Genomic DNA, 20,056 nt, shown 5'->3' with positions numbered 1-20,056 from the left:
AAACATGGGACTGTTTGATTACAAAAATGCCGGCAGTGAAGCCGGCAAGGCGCTGTACAGCGATGCCATCGCGCTAACGCTGTATGCCTACACGCCGACGGGCCAGCCATTGCCCGCCACCGGTTGGGCGCCGATTGGCGCCTCGGCCCTGGGCTATCAAGGCAAGGTCGGCCCGCAAGGCTCGTTCTTTGGCGAGAAGGACGGTTTCACCAGTGCCGAAGCCGAAGTGCTCGGCAAGTACGACGCGGCCGGCAAGCTGATCGGCCTCGGTGTAGCCTTTCGCGGCACCGGGGGCCTGGGCTACAGCGACACCTTCGGCGACATCAAGAACAACTTGCTGGCCGCCATCGGCCCGGTGGATTACGCGAAGAACTACGCCAAAAGCGCCTTCGACACCTTGCTCAAGGACGTCGCGGCGTTCGCCATCGCCCATGGCCTGAGTGCCAAGGACGTGCTGATCAGTGGCCACAGCCTCGGCGGGCTTGGGGTCAACAGCGTGGCAGAACTGAGCGGCGACAACTGGGGCGGGTTCTTCAAGGACGCCAACTACGTGGCCTTCGCTTCGCCGACCCAAAGCATCTCGAATAACGTGCTGAACGTCGGTTACGAGAATGACCCGGTGTTCCGTGCACTGGACGGCACCACGTTCAGCAGCGGTTCGGTGGGCAAGCACGATGGTTATCAGGCGTCGGCGACCAACAACATCGTCAACTTCAATGACCATTACGCCTCCACCGCGCAGAACCTGACGCCGTTCAGCATCCTCAACCCGCTGAGCTGGTCGGCCCATGGTTCGCTGGGTTATGCCGATGGTTTGAACCGGGTGATCGACTCGACGTTCTACGACCTGACCAGCAAGGACTCGACGCTGATCGTCTCCAACCTGGCGCTGGAGTCCCGGGGTAAAACCTGGGTCGAGGACCTGGGCCGCAGCGGCGAACCGCACACCGGCAGCACCTTCATCATCGGCACCGACAGCAACGACTTGCTCAAGGGCGGCGCCGGTAATGACTTCATCGAGGGCCGGGCCGGTGACGACCGTTTCCGCGATGACGGCGGCTACAACATCCTGCTGGGCGGCAAGGGCAGCAACACCTTCGAGCTGCAAAAGCCGTTGCAGAACTTCAGCTTTGCCAACGACGGCGACGGCACGTTGTATGTGCGTGACGCCTACGGCGGCATCAGCCTGACCCGGGACATCGGCGCGCTGGTGAGCAAGGAGCCGGGCTCATGGTTTGGCACCAAGGACGTCAGTTACACCGTCACGGCCAGCGGCTTGCTTAACGGTAATGATCTGACCCACTACAACCATTCGCTCAACGGCGACGCCTATGGCAACGCGCTGGCGGCCACGCTGGATGGCGATTGGTTGTTCGGCAATGCCGGTGACGACCTGCTGCGCAGCGACAAGAGCCACGTCACCTTCGTCGGCGGCGCGGGCAATGACGTGATGCATGCCTCGGGTGCCGGTAACAACACGTTCCTGTTCAGCGGTGCCTTTGGTTTCGACACGATCAATGGCTACCAGGGCAGTGACAAACTGGTGTTCATGGGCGTCCAGGGCGCGGGGCAGGGCTATGACTACAAACAGCATGCTTCACAGTCCGGCCACGACACCGTGCTCAAGGTCGGCGATTTTGCCGTGACCCTGGTCGGCGTCGGGCTGGATAACCTTTCCACTTCAAGTTTTACCTTTGCATAACGGCTGCATGCACTGAAATGCTCCGGAGCGCCTCATTCCCGAGGCGCTTTGGCTGTGAGCTATCTCTGACAATTCCAACAAAAGAGAGGCAATAGCAAATGGGTGTTTACGATTACAAAAACTTCACCACAGCCGATTCCAAGGCGCTGTTCAGCGACGCCATGGCCATCACGCTGTATTCCTATCACAACCTCGATAACGGTTTTGCCACCGGTTATCAGCACAACGGTTTCGGGATCGGGCTGCCGGCCACCCTGGTCACCGCGCTGATTGGCGGCACCGATTCCCAAGGGGTTATACCGGGCGTTCCGTGGAACCCCGATTCGGAAAAACTCGCCCTGCAAGCGGTGCAGAAGGCCGGCTGGACCCCGATCACCGCCGCGCAGCTGGGCTATGACGGCAAGACCGACGCGCGCGGAACCTTCTACGGCGAAAAGTCCGGGTTCACCAGCGCCCAGGTCGAGATCCTCGGCAAGTACGACGCCCAGGGCCATCTCACTGAAGTCGGTGTCGCCTTTCGTGGCACCAGTGGCCCGCGGGAAATCCAGATTGGTGACTCCATCGGCGACGTCATCAACGATCTGCTGGCGGCGCTCGGCCCTAAGGATTATGCGAAGAATTACGTCGGTGAAGCCTTTGGCAAACTGCTCGGCAATGTCGCGGCGTTTGCCAGTGCCAACGGTTTGTCCGGCAAGGACGTGTTGTTCAGCGGCCACAGCCTGGGCGGGTTGGCCGTCAACAGCGCGGCGGACCTGAGCACGGACAAGTGGGGCGGGTTCTACAAGGATTCGAACTACATCGCCTACGCGTCGCCGACCCAGAGCAGCAACGACAAAGTGCTCAACATCGGCTACGAAAACGACCCGGTGTTCCGCGCCCTCGACGGCTCGACTTTCAACCTCGCGTCGGTGGGTGTGCACGACGCGGCCAAGGCCTCGGCGACCGACAACATCGTCAGCTTCAACGATCACTACGCCTCCACGGTGTGGAACGTGCTGCCGTTTTCCATCCTCAACATTCCGACCTGGATCTCGCACCTGCCGACCGCTTACGGCGACGGCATGAACCGGGTGATTGAGTCGAAGTTCTACGACCTCACCAGCAAAGACTCGACCATCGTCGTGGCTAACCTGTCGGACCCGGCGCGGGCCAACACCTGGGTCCAGGACCTGAACCGCAACGCCGAAACCCACAAAGGCAGCACCTTTATCATCGGCAGCGACGCCAATGACCTGATCCAGGGCGGGAAGGGCAATGACTACCTCGAAGGCCGGGACGGCAACGACACCTTCCGCGATGGCGGCGGCTACAACATCATGCTGGGCGGCAAGGGCAGCAACCTGCTGGACTTGCAACAGTCGGTGAAGAACTTCGTATTCGCCAACGACGGCGTCGGCAACCTGTACGTGAAGGACGCCAACGGCGGGATCAGCATCACCCGCGACATCGGCAACATCCTGACCAAGGAACCGGCGTTCCTGTGGGGCGTGTTCAAGGACGACGTGACCCACAGCGTCACGGCGGATGGCCTGAAGGTCGGCAACAACGTGACCCAATACGCCTCGACGGTGAAGGGCGGCGCGGGCGCCGATACGCTCACGGCACACGCCAGCGGTGACTGGTTGTTTGGCCTGGACGGTAACGACCATTTGATCGGCGGCAAGGGCAATGACGTGTTTGTCGGCGGCGCAGGGAATGACCTGATGGAGTCGGGGGGCGGGGTTAATACCTTCCTGTTCACCGGGGCGTTTGGCCAGGACAGGGTGGTTGGCTATCAAGCCACCGATAAGCTGGTGTTCATGGGTGTGCAAGGCGTGACGCCGGACGATAACTTTCGGGCGCATGCCTCGGCGGTCGGGCATGACACGGTGCTGACGTTTGGCGGGGATTCGGTGACGTTGGTCGGGGTTGGGCTGGAGAGTTTGTCTGGCTCTGGAATCGTTATTGCCTGATAGGGACTCTTCGCGGGCAAGCCTCGCTCCTACAGGGGTTACGCGATCCCTTGTGGGAGCGAGGCTTGCCCGTGAAGAACGATAACGCGGTAAACCTGCCTATCACCGTGACCTGATGGTCACGCCTGGACTCCAATACCTGCACCAACAGGAACCGGCACTAAAGCATCCGCCCACTTCTGCGTTATTTCTACAACGCACCCGCGGCATGCCGCCATTGAGTACAGGAGATTCAGCCACGTGAGTAACAGCAAAACGGTTGTCTTGGGGTTGGCTTTGGCCGTGTTATCGGCAAACGCCGCCGCAGAACTGCCTCACGGCTCGATTTTGAGCCGTTATGGCATGACGCCGGATGAATTGCCGAAACCGGCCGCCATCGAAACCCAGGCACCGGTCGAAGAGAAAAGCCGTTTTCAGATTGAGCCGGAGCAGCCTTGGGCGACGATCCGGATCGGTGACGGGAACAAGCCGCCAGTGACCGGCAACATCAGCATCGATAATTCCGTGCAGCAGGAATATGACCGTTGTCAGAAGCTGCGGGCGGAGCTGATCAAGCGCGGGGAGCGCTATATCGTTTGCGATACCGGCATTGCGGGAATGCCTTGAAATTTGTAGTGATTTGACGGGCCTCTTCGCGGGCAAGCCTCGCGCCTACAAGAGCAAGGCTTGCCCGCGATCAACGATAACGCGGTCTTTTAATCTTCCTTGCGCACCGTCGCCACATCATTGGCATTGACCTTCACGTTTGCCCCGGAAATATCCTCGAACTCGTAGAAGCCATCCTTGGTCTTGGTTTTCGGCATGTCCTTGGTCAAATACTGGGTGCCGTTCTGCAGGGTCACCACCGTTGGCGTGGAGCAACCGGCCAGGGCCAGAAAGGCTGCTACGGCCAGGGGCAGGCCCAGGGTCTTGATATTCATATTTATCTCCTTGATCAAAAAATAAGCGCTATGGCGGTTGGTGCCACGGATTGCCGGAAAGTTCGATGGCCACCCGAAAAAGATCCAGTTCGCCGCGCCGCCCATCCTTTTCCGTTTGCGCCGAACCGGGTGGAGCTGGTATCTGTACGCATAACCAGTACTCGCTCGCCATGGCCCTTTTTCCTGTGACTGCAAACCCGCTCGACGACCCGTTCTATTACTTGAACAACTTCATGCAAGTGCTTGATTGGCTTGAGCATCGCTATGCCGATGTGTTGAGCCCGGACGAACAGCGCTTCATCGCCGAGTTCCACCGTTTGCCAAGGGAGTCCCGGGCGCTGCTGGTGCGGATGGTGATGCGCAAGGGCCTGCATTTCCGGGCCGGCAAACTTCATTACGTCGAAATCGGGGATACCGCCCTTGCGGCTGGCCCATTACTGCAATTGGGCTGGATCGATGAGCAGGCGCCGTTATTAATCGAAGAACTGTTCGATGTATTGCTCAAGGCCGAAATCCTGCAATGCCTGGGGCACGCCATCGACCAGCCCAAGGGCAAGAAGGCCGATTGGTTGCCGCTGCTCAGTGAGCAGTTTCCCGAGTCCCGCCGTTTCGCGCAGTGGTGCCCGACCCTGAATGACCGCTTGTTCAGCCTGACCATCATGGGCCTGTGTGACCGGTTGCGCCTGATGTTCTTCGGCAATCTCTACCAGGACTGGTCGGAGTTCGTGTTGGCGGACCTTGGCATCTTTACCTATGAAAAAGTTGAGTTCTGCGATGATTCCCGTGGCTTGCGCAGCCGTGATGACGTGGACGCCTGTGTGTTCCTCCACGAGTGTCAGCAGCGTTTCGAGGCGGGTGAAGAGGCGGGTGCCGTTGTCGAGCAAATCAACGCATTGGCGCTAAGCAATCCCTGGCTGCAACGGCGTCGGGCCAAGTTGTTGTTCCAGATCGGCCAGTATTGTGAACGCATCGCCGATTTCCCCACCGCCCTGGGCATTTACCGCGAATGTGACTATCCCGGCGCGCGCCTGCGATTGATTCGGGTGCTGGAGCGTTGTGCTGAATACGCGTTGGCACTGGAACTGGCGGTCATCGCCGAGTTGTCACCGGAAAGCGCCGCCGAACAGCAACAACTGTTGCGGGTGCTGCCAAGGCTGCGACGCAAACTGGGTGGGCCGCCGATAAAGCGCGCAGGCCCGCTAGTCATGGAACGGCTGGATCTGCAACTGCCCCGAACCGATCTGGCGCTGTCTGTGGAGTATTACGTTCAGGCCCATCTGGCCGAAGAAACGGCGCCGGTGCATTACGTCGAGAACAGCCTGATCAACTCGCTGTTTGGCTTGCTCTGCTGGCCAGCGATCTTCGCGCCGTTGCCAGGAGCGTTTTTCCACCCGTTCCAGCGCGGGCCGGTGGATCTGCTTAATGAGGACTTCCACGGGCGCCGGGCCGAGTTGTTCCAGGCCTGCCTCGCCGAACTGGATGACGGACGCTACCGCCAGACCATCCGCGAGCGCTACCTGGGCAAGTGGGGCGTGCAGTCGCCGTTCGTGTTCTGGGGCGCGCTGACCGAGGACTTGCTCGATCAGGCGCTGGATTGCCTGCCAGCCGAGCACCTCAAGCACTGGTTCAATCGCTTGTTGCTGGACATCAAGGCCAATCGCGCCGGCATGCCGGACCTGATCCAGTTCTGGCCGCAGGACAAGACCTACCGCATGATCGAAGTCAAAGGCCCCGGCGATCGCCTGCAAGACAACCAATTGCGCTGGATCGAGTTCTGCCACGAACACCAGATGCCGATTGCCGTCTGCTACGTGCAATGGGCGGAGCAGAGCGCTTGAGCTACAGCATCGCGGTGCGGGCGCTGTGTGAATTCACCGCCAAGGTTGGTGACCTCGACCTGCGTTTCACCCCCTCACCGACCGCGCTGGAAGGCATCGTCGGCCATCGCACTGTCGCATCACGGCGCAACGACAACTACCAAAGCGAAGTCGCCCTGGAGGGGCTGTATCAAACCTTGAAGGTCAAGGGCAGGGCGGACGGCTACGACCCGACGCAAAACTGCCTGGAAGAAGTCAAAACCTATCGCGGCGACTTGAGCAAGCAACCGGCTAACCACCGCCAGTTGCACTGGGCACAGGCCAAGATCTATGGCTGGTTGATGTGCCAGAAGTTGCACCTGCAACAGATCAACCTGGCGCTGGTGTACTTCGACATCGTCAGCGAAAAGGAAACCTGCCTGGTCGAGGGGTTCAGCGCCGATGAACTGGGGGCGTTCTTCGAGCAGCATTGCCGGTTGTTCCTGCATTGGGCCGAGCAGGAAATGGCCCATCGCGACGCGCGTAATCAAGCGGCGCAGGGGTTGGCGTTTCCCCATGCCGGGTTTCGTCCGGGGCAACGGCATCTGGCTGAATCGGTGTTCAAAGCCGTCAGCACCGGCCGCTGCCTGATGGCGCAGGCGCCCACCGGGATCGGCAAGACCGTCGGCACGCTGTTCCCGATGCTCAAGGCCCTGGCGCCGCAGCAACTGGACAAGGTGTTTTTCCTCACGGCGAAAACCCCGGGACGCAAACTGGCGCTGGATGCGGCGCAGGTGATCCTCGACAGCGCCGGCGCGCCACCGTTGCGCGTGCTGGAGATGATCGCCCGGGACAAGGCCTGCGAACACCCGGACAAGGCTTGCCATGGCGAATCCTGCCCGTTGGCCCAAGGCTTTTACGATCGTTTGCCTGCCGCGCGCCAGGCTGCCAGCCAATTGAGTCTGTTGAACCAGAGCGCCTTGCGGGAAGTGGCGCTGCAACACACCGTTTGCCCTTATTACCTGAGCCAGGAAATGGCGCGTTGGTCGGACGTGGTGGTCGCCGACTACAACTATTACTTCGACTTCAGCGCCTTGTTGTTCGGCCTGGCCCAGGCCAACAACTGGCGGGTCGCGGTGCTGGTGGACGAGGCGCACAACCTGGTTGAGCGCGGCCGGCAGATGTACAGCGCCAGCCTTGATCAAGCGACACTCAATAACGTGCGCAAAACCGCGCCTGAGCCATTGAAGAAATCCCTGCAACGGGTCAATCGCGAATGGAACGCCCTGCATGACCTGCAACTGAGCCCCTATCAGGCCTACGACAAGGCCCCGGAAAAACTCCTGCAAGCCTTGTCCTCGTGCAGCGCGAGCATCGGCGACTACCTGAACGACCATCCCCAGGGCCTGGACAGTGCCTTGCAGAATTTCTACTTCGACATCCTGCAATTCGGCCGAGTGGCCGAGCTGTTCGACGAGCAGTTCCTGTTCGATATCAGCAAGCGCGACCTCGAACGCAAGCGCAACCTGTCGCAGCTGTGCCTGCGCAACGTGGTGCCTGCCGGGTTTATCCGCCCGCGCCTGACGGCCGCGCGCAGCACCGTGCTGTTTTCCGCGACCCTGAGCCCTCGGCATTACTACGCCGACTTGCTCGGCACGCCGGCGAATACCGTGTGCATCGACGTGGAGTCGCCGTTCCATGCCGATCAGTTGCACGTCAGCATCGTCAGCCAGATCTCAACGCGTTTCGTGCACCGTCAGGCGTCCCTCGGGCCGATTGTCGAGCTGATCGCCCGGCAGTTCACCGAGCGTCCCGGCAACTACCTGGCGTTTTTCAGCAGCTTCGATTATTTGCAGCAAGTGGCGCAGTTGCTGGCCGAGCGGCATCCGCATATCACGTTGTGGTCACAGTCCCGAGGCATGGCCGAAAGTCAGCGCCAGGCCTTCCTCGACCAGTTCACCAGCCACAGCCAGGGCGTTGGTTTCGCGGTATTGGGCGGAGCATTTGGCGAAGGCATCGACCTGCCGGGCGCACGGCTGATCGGTGCCTTTATTGCCACCCTGGGACTGGCGCAACTGAACCCGGTCAACGAACAAATGAAACACCGCATGGCGGCGATTTTCGGCGCGGGATACGACTACACCTACCTGTACCCCGGCGTGCAGAAAGTCGTGCAGGCCGCCGGGCGAGTGATCCGCACCCAGCAGGACCAGGGCGTGGTGATGCTGATCGATGACCGCTTTGGTGAGAGCAAGGTCAGGCAGTTGCTGCCGCGCTGGTGGTCTGTTCATCCAGCAGGCGCAGCCATTCGGCGGCAAAGCGATGACAGTCCCCTGGCCAGCGAGCGGTGAGCAACTGGCGGTCGCGGACCACGAAGCCGCGTTCCGGCTTGTCCGCCGAATCACGGCTGGACAACCAAGGGCCACGCTGGAAATCCGCCGGTTGGCGCAGGGCGGCGCGCACTTCGGCTTCGACGGTATCCCGATAGGTGCGGTAATAGCGCCCCAGCCACAGGCCGGTGAGGAACCAGGCCGGCATTTCCATGGTGCCGGCCACCAGTGCGGTGACCTTGTACCCATCGATCACCGGTCGCCCGGTGGCCAGGGCCAGGGTGCGGGCCAGCAACAGCACGCCATGGCACACGGCGGCTACCGGTTTGTCGGTTTGGAAAAAGTGCCGGGCAATGCGCCGGGCCTGTCCGGACTCCAGCAGGCTGCGCATGCCCTTGGCGTGGCCGCCGGGAATCAGCAGGCCGGCAAATTGCGCCGGGTCGACATCGGCGTAGGCCAATGGCCGGAGGAAGGCTGCGTCCTCGATCATCCGGGCGTAGTTGGCGAGGTCGGGTTTGCGTGTCATCAGCAACGGGTTCAACAGGCCGAAGCCCTTGCCCACCAGGCGTGGGTCGGCGAAGGCGGGCCGTCCCTCGGGCGTGGCGAAACGCACCTCGATCCCGGCCTGGCGCATGGCTTGCCAGGGCACGCTGCTTTCAGTCGGGTCGTAATCGCGGGTCGGCAACAGGATCAAAATCATCGAGAGCATCTTCCTTGGCCAGAAGTGGCCGTTGGCGTCGAGAATAGGTGGTCTGTGACTGGCGCTCCACCACGACCATCCAAAGTCTGTTTATTGCGGCTTTCCAATCCTGTGGTTTGTCGCATACTCCACCAAACAATAATGCCGGGATGGATCAATGAGTGCAGATCGGACAAAAGCCAGTGCTATCGAGGACAGCCGATTCCGTCTGTTGATCGATGCTGTGGTGGACTATGCGATCTACATGATCGACCCCGATGGCATCATTACCAGCTGGAACGCCGGGGCCAAACGCTTCAAAGGCTACGAGGAAGCGGAGATTCTGGGCCAGCATTTCTCGCGGTTCTACACCGAACCGGATCGCCTGGCCGGGCTGCCGCAACGCGCACTGGACACGGCCATCAGGGAAGGGCGCTTCGAAGGCGAAGGCTGGCGGGTGCGCAAGGACGGCACGCACTTCTGGTCCCACGTGGTGATCGACCCGATCATCGACCCCTCGGGCACGTTGCTGGGTTTCGCCAAGATCACCCGGGACCTGACCGACCGCAAGATGGCCGAAGAAACCCTCAAGCAAAGCGAGCAGCAGTTTCGCCTGCTGGTGCAGAGCGTCACGGACTACGCCATCTACATGCTCGACGGGAGCGGCTACCTGACCAACTGGAACCTTGGCGCCCAGCGCATCAAGGGCTACCTGCCCGAAGAAGTGATCGGCAAGCATTTTTCGATTTTCTACACCCCGGAAGACCGCGAAGCCGGCGAACCGCAACGGGCGCTGGAGACGGCTGCGCGGGAAGGTCGATTTGAAAAGAAGGCCTGGCGCGTGCGCAAGGACGGCACGCAGTTTTTCGCGCACGTGGTGGTGGACCCGATCTGGGGTGAGACGGGGACGCTGCTCGGTTTTGCCAAGATCACCCGGGACATTACCGAAGTAACCCAGGCACAGCATGCCCTGGAGCAAACCCGTGAAGCGTTGTTCCAGGCGCAAAAAATGCAGGCCATCGGCCAACTCAGTGGGGGGATCGCCCACGACTTCAACAACCTGTTGACGGTGATCCTGGGTAACCTGGAAATCGTGCGCAAACGGGTGGGGGATGAGCCGAAGATCGTTCGTTTGCTGGATAACGCGACCCAGGGCGCATTGCGTGGTGTGTCCCTGACCCAACGCATGCTGGCCTTCGCCCGGCGACAGGAACTCAAGACCGAACCGGTGGAAATACCCGCGCTGATCCACGGTATCACCGGGCTGTTACGCAGTTCCCTGGGACCGTCAGTGGCGCTGGAAACCCGCTTTGCTGGGGATCTCGAACCCGCGCTGGCTGACATTAACCAACTCGAACTGGCGGTGTTGAACCTGGCGACGAACGCCCGGGACGCTATGCCCGATGGCGGGAAAATGGTCATCAGCGCCCGGTCCGAGGTGGTCAGCGACCCGGCCCGGTCATCCTTGCCGGCTGGCCGCTATGTGTGTCTGTCGGTCACGGACACCGGGGAGGGTATGGACCTGGCCACCCTGGCGTCGGCGACCGATCCGTTCTTCACCACCAAAGGCGTCGGTAAAGGCACGGGCCTGGGTTTGTCGATGGTCCACGGTTTTATCGCGCAACTGGGCGGGCGCTTTATTCTCAAGAGCGAGAAAAACGTCGGCACCACGGCCGAACTCTGGCTACCGGTTGCCACGCCGGGTTCGATGGCCAAACCGGCCACTGAAGTGTCAGCGATGTCGCCGGTTCCGGGGCTGTCCGTGCTGGTGGTGGATGACGACACCCTGGTGTTGACCAGCACCAGCCTGCTGCTCGAGGACCTCGGCCACCGAGTGATCAGTGCGGCATCCGGGGCGCAGGCGCTGGAAGCATTCAACACCGGCCAGGCCATCGATCTGGTCATCACCGACATGGCCATGCCCCAGATGAATGGCGCACAACTGGCGCAGGCGATCCGGGGCCTGAAGCCCGACCTGCCGATCATCCTCGCCACCGGTTATGCCGAGCGGCTTGAGGGTTTCGTGACCGAACTGCCGCGCTTGTCCAAACCCTTTACCCAGGTGCACTTGGTGGAAATCATTGCCCAGGCCATGAAATAAAAAGCGGGTATGTGTTTTTTCTTTGACTTGGGACGCCTGGCAATCCGGCTGAACTTGCCAATTTGCGGCTCTTCTAAACGTTTTCCACTCTGTGCGAGAACGTTGTGCCAAGAATCCTGACTGAAACCGTGGCCGAAGAAGCCCTGACCGAACACAACGCCAAGATGTTCGGTTCGCCCAAGGAACGCCTGGATTTTTATCGCCGGGAAATCCAGTACGAAACCAGCATCCTGGCCAACCGCACCGATGCCTACCTGGCGGCGCAATCGTTTCTGGTGATTGCCTTCGCGTCTTGCATGGCCAATCTCAACCCCGAATGGGGCAAGTTGTTCACGCTGGTGGTGCCGCCATTTTTGGCGCTGCTGGGCGTGCTCAGTTCGTTGAACGCCTGGCCGGGGATTCGCGCGGCGTACGACATCATCGATCACTGGCACTTCAAGCAAAGCCAGTTGCTGAGCAGTGAACCGCTGATGGGGCTGGCTTACGACGAGTCGCCGCTGTTTGCTGAAACAGAGTCGAGCCACAAGGGGTATCGCAAGTCGCTGTTGTTCTCGGTGCGCACGCCGTGGATTTTTGCGACGTTCTGGATGTTGTTGGGCACTTATGCGGTTTACATCCAGGTCACGAATCCTGGGGGTTAAAAGGGTGCAGGGGGGCAAGGGGTGAATAAGCTGTTGTGGCGAGGGGGGCTTGCCCCCGTTGGGCAGCGAAGCGGCCCCCGCTCTTGGGGGACTGCTGCGCAGTCCGACGGGGGCAAGCCCCCTCGCCACAGCAAGCCTCTCACCACAGGCAAGCCTTTTAGCCACAGGTTCAGTGCCAGCCTTGCGATTACGCCGCAATGTTGGCCGCCGTCATTTCCTTCTTGTATTGCACCTTGAGCATTTCCATCTGCTGCCCGAGTTCATCAAGCGTCGCCTTGCCCAACAACTTCTTGGCCTGAGGGAACATCTCGGTCTCTTCTTCCTCGATGTGGTGCTCCAGCAGTTCCTTGACCACCTTCACCCGGCCGGCGAACTCGGGTGTCGAAGGGTCGGTGACCTTCAAGTCCGGCAGCACCAGCGAATCCACGGTTCGGTGTTCTTCCTTGGCCTCGTAGTACATGACTTCCTGCTCCTTGCCACCGGCCTTTTTATACGCGGGGTACAGCACTTCCTCTTCCAGACGCGTGTGAATGGTGATTTCCATTTCCAGCTTGCCGATCAACTCCACGCGTTTTTTGATCGCGCGGTCGGTGGAATCGCTCAACTGGCTCAAGATGCCTTTTACGCGTTCGTGGTCGGCTTTTAACAGGTCAATGGCGTTCATGGTCGAACCTCTTTGTTAGTCACGGGACAGCGCAGACGATCGCGTTGCCGTCAGTCGCTTACAGTGCAAGAGCATTTCCTGTGCCTGATTTCGTCTGCGGACAAAACGTTAATAAAACAATAGGTTGGCGCGGCTAATAGCCATTTGTACCGTGCAAGGTGCATGAATTGACGAGGGTATTCAGTGCAGATCGCGGCATCGGATTGGGGAGTACGAAACGAAAAGATCGCAGCCTTCGGCAGCTCCTGCGGGCGTACACAAAACCCTGTAGGAGCTGGCGAAGGCTGCGATCTTTTGATCTTTCCAATTCCGCTCAAACCCGAGAATCAAACCCCGCCGATTTCGCACGCAACATCGCCAACGTCTCCGTCGACGGAAACTCTTCTTCAATCAGCCGCAGATGATCGATCGCGTCCTGGAACTTCACATCAGCCTTTTGGCGCAGCGCCTGGTATTGGGTGAACAACTCGGCATCCAGTTCGGCTTTTTCCAGCAGTTCAAACGCCTCCCGGCTCAGCAGATGCGCCTCTTCGAACAACAGACGATTGCATTCCAGTGCGAAGTTGCGGCGAGCCTCAGGATCTACCGGAGCCGAGAAGTACTTCATAGCGTTCACCTTGATAAGAGGGGTAGCCACACGGGCTGATAATCGTGTGACCGCCTGCCTTTCAAGGAAATTTCAAAATTTTTACGCACAAAAATGGATGGAAACATAGCTTGCTATCGTAAAAAACAATCAGGATTTTTGATTATTCAGTCACTCGTAGCGAGCCAGCATCAGCTGGGTGCTGATGCCATGGACCAGGATGCTCAGCGCCACGATCGACAACGTCAGGTCGGTGCACAGTAATCATTGGGGGAGAAGGTGCTGTCGGCATTGCGGATGCGCATCGACAAGGTCACGCGTCCGATGCCGTGGCCCATCCAGTTCGCCGCGTCCTTGATGTCCAGCTTGAGCAGGTCCATGCCCGCCGGGCCGATGGCCACGTCCGACGCCAGCAACACATAGATTGGCGCCACTTCCACCCTTGCAGGAGCGAGGCTTGCCCGCGAAGACGGTGTGTCAGTCAACATCCCTATCGACTGGACGGACGCCTTCGCGGGCAAGCCTCGCTCCTACAGGGAATGGGGTCAGGCTTTGAGGCTGCGCTCCATCCGCGCAATCCCTTCTTCCAGCAACACCCGCGGGCAGCCGAAGTTCAGGCGTACAAACTGTTGGCTGTGATCCCCAAAATCCAGGCCCGCACTCAACCCGACCTTGGCCTGTTCCAGGAAGAACCGCTGCGGATCCTCCAGCCCCAGCGCCGAGCAGTCGAGCCACGCCAGGTAAGTGCCTTGGGGCACGTTGATGGTCACGCCCGGCAACCGCGTGCGCACGGCGTCCACCAGATAATCACGGTTAGCGTGCAGGTACGTCATCAGCCCGGCCAGCCAAGGTCCGCCTTCGGTGTAGGCCACGCGGGTGGCTTCCAGGCCCAGCGGGTTGACGCTGTCGACCAGGCCGCAACGGGCGTGATTGACCCGCGACAGCAGCGCCGGATCCTGGATGATCATGAAGGAGGTCTTCAAACCCGCGATGTTGTAGGCCTTGCTCGCCGACATCAGGGTGATGGTGCGTTTGGCGATTTCAGCGCTCAACGACGCGGTAGGAATATGTACGCGCCCGTCGTAACACAGCTCGGCGTGGATCTCGTCGGAGATGATCCAGGCGTCCTGCGCCAGGCAGATATCGGCCACGGCTTGCAGTTCTTCCCGGGGGAACACCTTACCCAGCGGGTTATGCGGGTTGCTCAGCAGCAACGCGCCACCTCCGTTCAGGGATTCGCGCAAGGCATCGAGCGGTGTGGCGTAGGAACCGTCGGCCTGGGCGACGAATTCCAGTTCAACTTTGTTCAGCCCCCAATGCCCCGGCGCGTGACGCAGTGGCGGGTAGTTCGGGGTTTGCACCACGACGTTCTGCTGCGGCTCGACCAGCGCGTTCAGCGCCATGTTGAATCCCGATTCCACCCCCGGCAAAAACACCAGTTCCGAAGGTTTCACCCGCCAGGCGTATTTGTTCCAGAGGTCGGCGACGATGGCGTCGCGCAGGCTGTCCGGGGCCACGCTGTAGCCGAGCAACGGGTGTTCCAGGCGTTTTTGCAGGGCCTGGATAATCACCGGCGGCGCGGCGAAATCCATGTCCGCGACCCACATCGGCAACACGTCGGCCGGGTAACGGCTCCATTTGGTACTGCCGGTTGCGTGGCGGTCGAACACCTGGTCGAAATCGAAAGTCATGCGCGGTCTCATAGAAGGCAGGGTTAATCACGGCGGCCATGATAAGCCGCAACCCACACCGAGCACACCATTCTCCTGTAGGAGCGAGGCTTGCCCGCGAAGGCGGCGTGTCAGTCACCATAAATGCAGGCTGACACGACGCCATCGCGGGCAAGCCTTGCTCCTACAGGGAATCGGTGGTGGTGTCAGGCCACGGTGGTGTTGTGCCGACGGTCGGTTTTCATAGTTGAACTCATAACCCTGGCCTAAAGTTTGAATTAGCGGCAGCCACGCTGCCGCGACCGTGTCTGTCCAGAAAAGCCCGGAAAAGCACCGGGTCTTCACCTGATCAGGAGTGCACGATGGACCTCAACCGTCGTCAGTTCTTCAAGGTCGCCGGTATCGGCCTTGCGGGCTCGAGCCTCGGCGCGCTGGGCATGCTCCCGGTGCCGGCCTTCGCCGAGCAAGTGCGTCATTTCAAACTCGCCCACACCCATGAAACCCGCAACACCTGCCCGTACTGCTCGGTGGGTTGCGGCTTGATTATGTACAGCCAGGGCGACCAGGCCAAGAACGTCGCCCAGAGCATCATCCACATCGAAGGCGACGCCGATCACCCGGTCAATCGCGGCACCCTGTGCCCCAAAGGCGCGGGCCTGCTGGACTTCATTCACAGCCCCAGCCGCTTGCAGTACCCGCAAGTACGCAAGCCTGGCAGCAGCGAATGGACACGTATCTCCTGGGATGAAGCCCTGGACCGCGTGGTCGACCTGATGAAGACCGACCGCGACGCCAATTTCATCGAGAAGAACGCCAAGGGCGAAACGGTGAACCGCTGGCTGACCACCGGGTTCCTCGCGGCGTCGGCGGCGTCCAACGAAGCGGGCTACATCACCCACAAGGTGATTCGCAGCCTGGGCATGCTGGGGTTCGATAACCAGGCGCGTGTCTGACACGGTCCGACGGTGGCAAGTCTTGCCCCGACGTACGGCCGTGGTGCCATGACCAATACCTGGACCGATATTGCCAACGCGAACCTGATCCTGGTGATGGGCGGCAACGCCGCAGAAGCGCACCCTTGCGGCTTTAAATGGGTGACCGAAGCCAAGGCCCACAACAAGGCCCGGTTGATCGTGGTCGATCCGCGCTTCACCCGCACCGCGTCCGTGGCCGACTATTACGCGCCGATCCGCACCGGCACCGACATCGCCTTCATGGGCGGGTTGATCAATTACCTGCTGACCGAGGACAAGATCCAGCACGAGTACGTGCGCAATTACACCGACGTGTCGTTCATCGTCAAAGCCGGGTTCGGTTTCGAGGACGGGATTTTCAGCGGCTACGACGCGGAAAAACGCCTGTACACCGACAAATCCGGCTGGGGTTATGAGCTGGGCGAGGACGGTTTTGCCAAGGTCGACCCGACCCTGCAAGACCCGCGCTGCGTTTATCAACTGATGAAAACCCACTACAGCCGCTACACCATCGACCTGGCGAGCCAGATCTGCGGCATGCCCGTGGACGCCATCAAGAAAATCTGGGAAGAAATCGCCACCTGCTCGACACCGGGCAAGACCATGACGATTCTCTACGCGCTCGGCTGGACTCAACATTCCATCGGTTCGCAGATCATCCGCAGCGCGGCGATGGTGCAACTGCTGCTGGGCAACGTCGGCATGCCCGGCGGCGGAGTCAATGCCTTGCGCGGCCACTCCAACATCCAGGGCCTGACCGACCTCGGCTTGCTCTCCAATGCGCTGCCCGGTTACCTGACCCTGGGCGTGGATGCCGAGCAGGACTACAAGGCCTACATCACCAAGCGCACACAAATGCCGTTGCGCCCGGGGCAGTTGTCCTACTGGCAGAACTACAGCAAGTTCCACGTCAGCCTGATGAAGTCCTGGTACGGCAACAACGCCACCGCCGAGAACAATTGGGCCTACGACTACCTGCCCAAACTCGACATCCCCAACTACGACATCCTGAAAATGTTCGATTTGATGGGGCAGGGCAAGGTCAACGGCTACATGTGCCAGGGCTTCAACCCGATTGCCGCGTTGCCGGACAAGAACCGGGTGATGGCGGCGCTGGCCAAGCTCAAATGGCTGGTGGTGATGGACCCACTGTCCACGGAAACCTCGGAATTCTGGAAAAACGTCGGGCCTTACAACGACGTGACCAGCGCTGACATTCATACCGAAGTCATTCGCCTGCCGACCACCTGTTTTGCCGAGGAGGACGGTTCGCTGGTCAACAGCAGTCGTTGGCTGCAATGGCACTGGAAAGGCGCAGACGGGCCGGGGGAAGCGCACACCGACATCAAGATCATGGGCGAACTGTTCCTGCGCCTGCGCAAGCGTTATCAGGCCGAGGGCGGTGCGTATCCCGATCCGCTGCTGAAACTGTCGTGGCCATACAAAATCCCCGACGAACCGTCGCCGGAAGAACTGGCCAAGGAAATCAACGGCAACGCCACCGTCGATTTCACCGATGCCACCGGCGCGGCGATCAAGGGCAACGCGCAACTGGCCGGTTTCGGCCAGCTCAAGGACGACGGCAGCACCGCGTCCGGCTGCTGGATTTTCTGCGGCAGCTGGACCGAAACCGGCAATCAGATGGCCCGTCGCGATAACAGCGATCCTTACGGCATGAAGCAACATTTGGGCTGGGCCTGGGCCTGGCCATCCAACCGGCGGATTCTCTACAACCGCGCCTCGGCCGACCCGCAGGGCAAGCCGTGGGACGAGAAAAAACGCCTGGTGTGGTGGAACGGCAAGGCCTGGGGCGGCACCGATGTGCCGGACTTCAAGGCCGATTCGCCACCGGAAGCGGGGATGAACCCATTCATCATGAACCCCGAAGGTGTGGCGCGGTTCTTCGCCGTGGACAAGATGAACGAAGGGCCATTCCCCGAGCACTACGAGCCGTTTGAAACCCCGATCGGCATCAACCCGCTGCACCCCAACAACAAGAAAGCCACCAGCAACCCGGCGGCGCGGATCTTCGATTCGGTGTGGGACACCCTCGGCGTGGCCAAGGATTACCCGTACGCCGCGACGAGTTATCGGCTGACCGAGCATTTCCACTTCTGGAGCAAGCACTGCAAGCTCAACGCCATTGCCCAGCCGGAGCAATTCGTCGAGATCGGCGAAGTGCTGGCCAAGGAGAAAGGCATCGTCGCCGGCGACAAGGTGCGGGTCAGCAGCAAGCGCGGCTTTATCGAAGCGGTGGCGGTGGTGACCAAGCGTATCCGGCCGTTGCAGGTCAACGGCCAGGTGGTGCACCACATCGGTATCCCGCTGCACTGGGGGTTTACCGGGTTGACGCGTCACGGTTATCTCACCAACACCCTGGTGCCGTTCCTCGGCGATGGTAATTCCCAGACCCCGGAATCCAAGTCATTCCTGGTCAACGTGGAGAAAGTCTAAATGGCCAGCCAAGACATCATTGCCCGCTCGGCCACCACCACCGTGCCGCCGTCGGCGCGTAATCAGGAAGAAGTGGCGAAGCTGATCGACACCACCAAGTGCATCGGTTGCAAGGCCTGCCAAGTGGCGTGTTCGGAATGGAACGAGTTACGCGACGACATCGGCCATAACCTCGGCACCTACGACAATCCCCAGGACCTGACCGCTGAAACCTGGACCCTGATGCGTTTCACCGAGCACGAAACCGACGCCGGCAACCTCGAATGGCTGATCCGCAAGGACGGCTGCATGCACTGCGCCGAGCCCGGTTGCCTGGCGGCGTGCCCGAGTCCTGGGGCGATCATCAAGCACGCCAACGGCATCGTCGATTTCGACCAGGACCATTGCATCGGCTGCGGCTATTGCATCACCGGTTGCCCGTTCAACATTCCGCGCATCTCGCAAAAGGACCACAAGGCCTACAAGTGCACGCTGTGCTCGGACCGGGTCGCCGTGGGCCTGGAACCGGCCTGCGTGAAAACCTGCCCGACCGGCGCCATCGTCTTCGGCACCAAGGAAGACATGAAGGAACACGCCGCCGAACGCATCGTTGATCTCAAGAGCCGTGGTTTTGAAAACGCCGGTTTGTATGACCCGGCCGGTGTCGGCGGCACCCACGTGATGTACGTGCTGCACCACGCCGATACGCCGCAGATCTACGCCGGGCTGGCGAAAGATCCTGAAATCAGTCCGTTGGTGGGCCTGTGGAAAGGCGTGAGCAAACCCTTGGGCCTGCTCGCCATGGGCCTGGCGGTGCTGGCGGGGTTCTTCCATTACGTGCGCGTCGGGCCGCAGATTGTGGAAGAGGATGAGCTGCCACCGCTTAAAGACCCGGCGGTGCACGAAGTCGATCCATCGGTGCACACCTTCGATCCGCGCGGGGAGGACAGACCATGATCCGCAAGCAGATCCTGCGCTACACCGCCAACCAGCGCACCAATCACTGGCTGGTGGCGATCCTGTTTTTCATGGCCGCGCTGTCGGGGCTGGCGCTGTTTCACCCGGCGCTGTTCTGGCTGAGCAACCTGTTTGGCGGCGGGCCGTGGACGCGGATTCTGCATCCGTTCATGGGGGTGGTGATGTTTGTGCTGTTCCTCGGCCTGGTGTTCCGCTTCTGGCGCGCCAACTACTTCATCCGCAACGATGGGCTGTGGCTCAAGCGCATCGACCGGGTGATCCAGAATGAAGAGGAGGGCGTGCCGCCGATTGGCAAATACAACCCCGGCCAGAAGTTGCTGTTCTGGACGTTGCTGGTGTGCATGTTAGGGTTGTTGTTCACGGGGTTGGTGATCTGGCGCGCGTACTTCAGCGTGTATTTCGGCATCACCACGATTCGCTGGGCCATGCTGCTGCATGCGCTGGCGGGGTTTGTGCTGGTGTTGAGCATCATCGTGCACATCTACGCCGGGATCTGGATCAAGGGCTCGATCAGCGCCATGGTCCACGGTTGGGTCAGCCGCGCTTGGGCGAAGAAGCACCATGAGCTCTGGTACCGCGAAGTGACCCGCGACGAAGACCCCGATCGACCGATCAGAAAAGGATAAGCAC

At 60.6% G+C, this 20,056-nt stretch carries 16 protein-coding genes; 10 read left to right on the top strand and 6 right to left on the bottom strand.

Annotated elements, in window-relative coordinates:
- The first annotated feature begins 4 nt into the window (after positions 1–4).
- The 3 genes from ACY4LX_RS18815 (at position 5) to ACY4LX_RS18805 (ending at position 4,260) form a co-directional block, all read left to right on the top strand.
- Positions 5–1,702, top strand: a complete 1,698-nt coding sequence (locus ACY4LX_RS18815) for a polyurethane esterase (protein WP_463257406.1) — start codon at positions 5–7, stop codon at positions 1,700–1,702.
- A gap of 98 nt (positions 1,703–1,800) precedes the next feature.
- Complete coding sequence (locus ACY4LX_RS18810; protein WP_463257405.1) at positions 1,801–3,654, top strand: polyurethane esterase; 1,854 nt, start codon at positions 1,801–1,803, stop codon at positions 3,652–3,654.
- A gap of 240 nt (positions 3,655–3,894) precedes the next feature.
- Entirely contained in the window at positions 3,895–4,260 is a 366-nt protein-coding gene (locus ACY4LX_RS18805) for a hypothetical protein (protein ID WP_463257404.1), read from the top strand.
- A gap of 89 nt (positions 4,261–4,349) precedes the next feature.
- Here ACY4LX_RS18805 and ACY4LX_RS18800 read toward each other — a convergent pair whose 3' ends face one another.
- Entirely contained in the window at positions 4,350–4,574 is a 225-nt protein-coding gene (locus ACY4LX_RS18800) for a YgdI/YgdR family lipoprotein (protein ID WP_149660376.1), read from the bottom strand.
- A gap of 170 nt (positions 4,575–4,744) precedes the next feature.
- Between ACY4LX_RS18800 and ACY4LX_RS18795 the strand changes: the two genes are divergently transcribed.
- A complete protein-coding gene (locus tag ACY4LX_RS18795; RefSeq protein ID WP_463257403.1) occupies positions 4,745–6,412 on the top strand; it encodes a VRR-NUC domain-containing protein in 1,668 nt (555 codons plus the stop codon).
- On the top strand, positions 6,409–8,721 hold the full coding sequence (locus tag ACY4LX_RS18790; protein ID WP_463257402.1) for an ATP-dependent DNA helicase: 2,313 nt from the start codon (positions 6,409–6,411) through the stop codon (positions 8,719–8,721). Before ACY4LX_RS18795 ends, ACY4LX_RS18790 begins: the two co-directional genes overlap by 4 nt.
- On the opposite strand, the gene ACY4LX_RS18785 is transcribed toward ACY4LX_RS18790, so the two are convergent.
- Positions 8,627–9,400, bottom strand: a complete 774-nt coding sequence (locus tag ACY4LX_RS18785) for a DJ-1/PfpI family protein (RefSeq protein WP_463257401.1) — start codon at positions 9,398–9,400, stop codon at positions 8,627–8,629. The genes ACY4LX_RS18790 and ACY4LX_RS18785 overlap by 95 nt on opposite strands.
- Before the next feature lie 157 nt (positions 9,401–9,557).
- On the opposite strand from ACY4LX_RS18785, the gene ACY4LX_RS18780 reads away from it, so the two are divergent.
- Positions 9,558–11,480, top strand: coding sequence for a hybrid sensor histidine kinase/response regulator (locus ACY4LX_RS18780; protein WP_463257400.1), 1,923 nt, complete (start codon positions 9,558–9,560; stop codon positions 11,478–11,480).
- Between the two features lie 104 nt (positions 11,481–11,584).
- Positions 11,585–12,121: a hypothetical protein gene (locus ACY4LX_RS18775; protein ID WP_149660381.1), complete on the top strand. Its 537-nt coding sequence runs from the start codon at positions 11,585–11,587 to the stop codon at positions 12,119–12,121.
- A 187-nt stretch (positions 12,122–12,308) separates the two neighbouring features.
- Here ACY4LX_RS18775 and ACY4LX_RS18770 read toward each other — a convergent pair whose 3' ends face one another.
- The 4 genes from ACY4LX_RS18770 to ACY4LX_RS18755 all read right to left on the bottom strand — a co-directional run bounded on the left by ACY4LX_RS18770 (position 12,309) and on the right by ACY4LX_RS18755 (position 15,062).
- Positions 12,309–12,785 (bottom strand): hemerythrin domain-containing protein, encoded by a 477-nt coding sequence (locus tag ACY4LX_RS18770; protein WP_463257399.1) that lies wholly within the window; start codon positions 12,783–12,785, stop codon positions 12,309–12,311.
- 313 nt (positions 12,786–13,098) lie between these two features.
- Complete coding sequence (locus ACY4LX_RS18765; RefSeq protein ID WP_149660384.1) at positions 13,099–13,392, bottom strand: hypothetical protein; 294 nt, start codon at positions 13,390–13,392, stop codon at positions 13,099–13,101.
- Positions 13,393–13,616: 224 nt separating this feature from the next.
- On the bottom strand, positions 13,617–13,805 hold the full coding sequence (locus tag ACY4LX_RS18760) for a hypothetical protein (protein WP_463260670.1): 189 nt from the start codon (positions 13,803–13,805) through the stop codon (positions 13,617–13,619).
- Between the two features lie 111 nt (positions 13,806–13,916).
- Complete coding sequence (locus tag ACY4LX_RS18755; protein ID WP_463257398.1) at positions 13,917–15,062, bottom strand: MalY/PatB family protein; 1,146 nt, start codon at positions 15,060–15,062, stop codon at positions 13,917–13,919.
- Between the two features lie 341 nt (positions 15,063–15,403).
- Between ACY4LX_RS18755 and fdnG the strand changes: the two genes are divergently transcribed.
- From fdnG to ACY4LX_RS18740, 3 genes are read left to right on the top strand one after another with little or no spacing between them, the layout of a single operon-like run.
- A complete protein-coding gene (gene fdnG / locus ACY4LX_RS18750; RefSeq protein WP_463257397.1) occupies positions 15,404–18,469 on the top strand; it encodes a formate dehydrogenase-N subunit alpha in 3,066 nt (1,021 codons plus the stop codon).
- Complete coding sequence (fdxH, locus tag ACY4LX_RS18745; protein WP_463257396.1) at positions 18,470–19,405, top strand: formate dehydrogenase subunit beta; 936 nt, start codon at positions 18,470–18,472, stop codon at positions 19,403–19,405.
- A complete protein-coding gene (locus ACY4LX_RS18740) occupies positions 19,402–20,052 on the top strand; it encodes a formate dehydrogenase subunit gamma (protein ID WP_463257395.1) in 651 nt (216 codons plus the stop codon). The genes fdxH and ACY4LX_RS18740 overlap by 4 nt, the downstream gene beginning before the upstream one ends.
- Positions 20,053–20,056: the final 4 nt, after the last annotated feature.

This window comes from Pseudomonas sp. Emmai, assembly GCF_055179735.1.
Note: the sequence above shows the minus strand (reverse complement) of the source record. Positions and strands in the feature narration are given on the sequence as shown.

Coding starts and splice junctions, on each gene's coding strand:
- ACY4LX_RS18765 (WP_149660384.1), bottom strand. CDS start 13,392: ATGAAGTACTTCTCGGCTCCGGTAGATCCTGAGGCTCGCCGCAACTTC.
- ACY4LX_RS18810 (WP_463257405.1), top strand. CDS start 1,801: ATGGGTGTTTACGATTACAAAAACTTCACCACAGCCGATTCCAAGGCG.
- ACY4LX_RS18755 (WP_463257398.1), bottom strand. CDS start 15,062: ATGACTTTCGATTTCGACCAGGTGTTCGACCGCCACGCAACCGGCAGT.
- ACY4LX_RS18815 (WP_463257406.1), top strand. CDS start 5: ATGGGACTGTTTGATTACAAAAATGCCGGCAGTGAAGCCGGCAAGGCG.
- fdxH (WP_463257396.1), top strand. CDS start 18,470: ATGGCCAGCCAAGACATCATTGCCCGCTCGGCCACCACCACCGTGCCG.
- ACY4LX_RS18780 (WP_463257400.1), top strand. CDS start 9,558: ATGAGTGCAGATCGGACAAAAGCCAGTGCTATCGAGGACAGCCGATTC.
- ACY4LX_RS18770 (WP_463257399.1), bottom strand. CDS start 12,785: ATGAACGCCATTGACCTGTTAAAAGCCGACCACGAACGCGTAAAAGGC.
- ACY4LX_RS18800 (WP_149660376.1), bottom strand. CDS start 4,574: ATGAATATCAAGACCCTGGGCCTGCCCCTGGCCGTAGCAGCCTTTCTG.
- ACY4LX_RS18740 (WP_463257395.1), top strand. CDS start 19,402: ATGATCCGCAAGCAGATCCTGCGCTACACCGCCAACCAGCGCACCAAT.
- ACY4LX_RS18795 (WP_463257403.1), top strand. CDS start 4,745: ATGGCCCTTTTTCCTGTGACTGCAAACCCGCTCGACGACCCGTTCTAT.
- ACY4LX_RS18785 (WP_463257401.1), bottom strand. CDS start 9,400: ATGATTTTGATCCTGTTGCCGACCCGCGATTACGACCCGACTGAAAGC.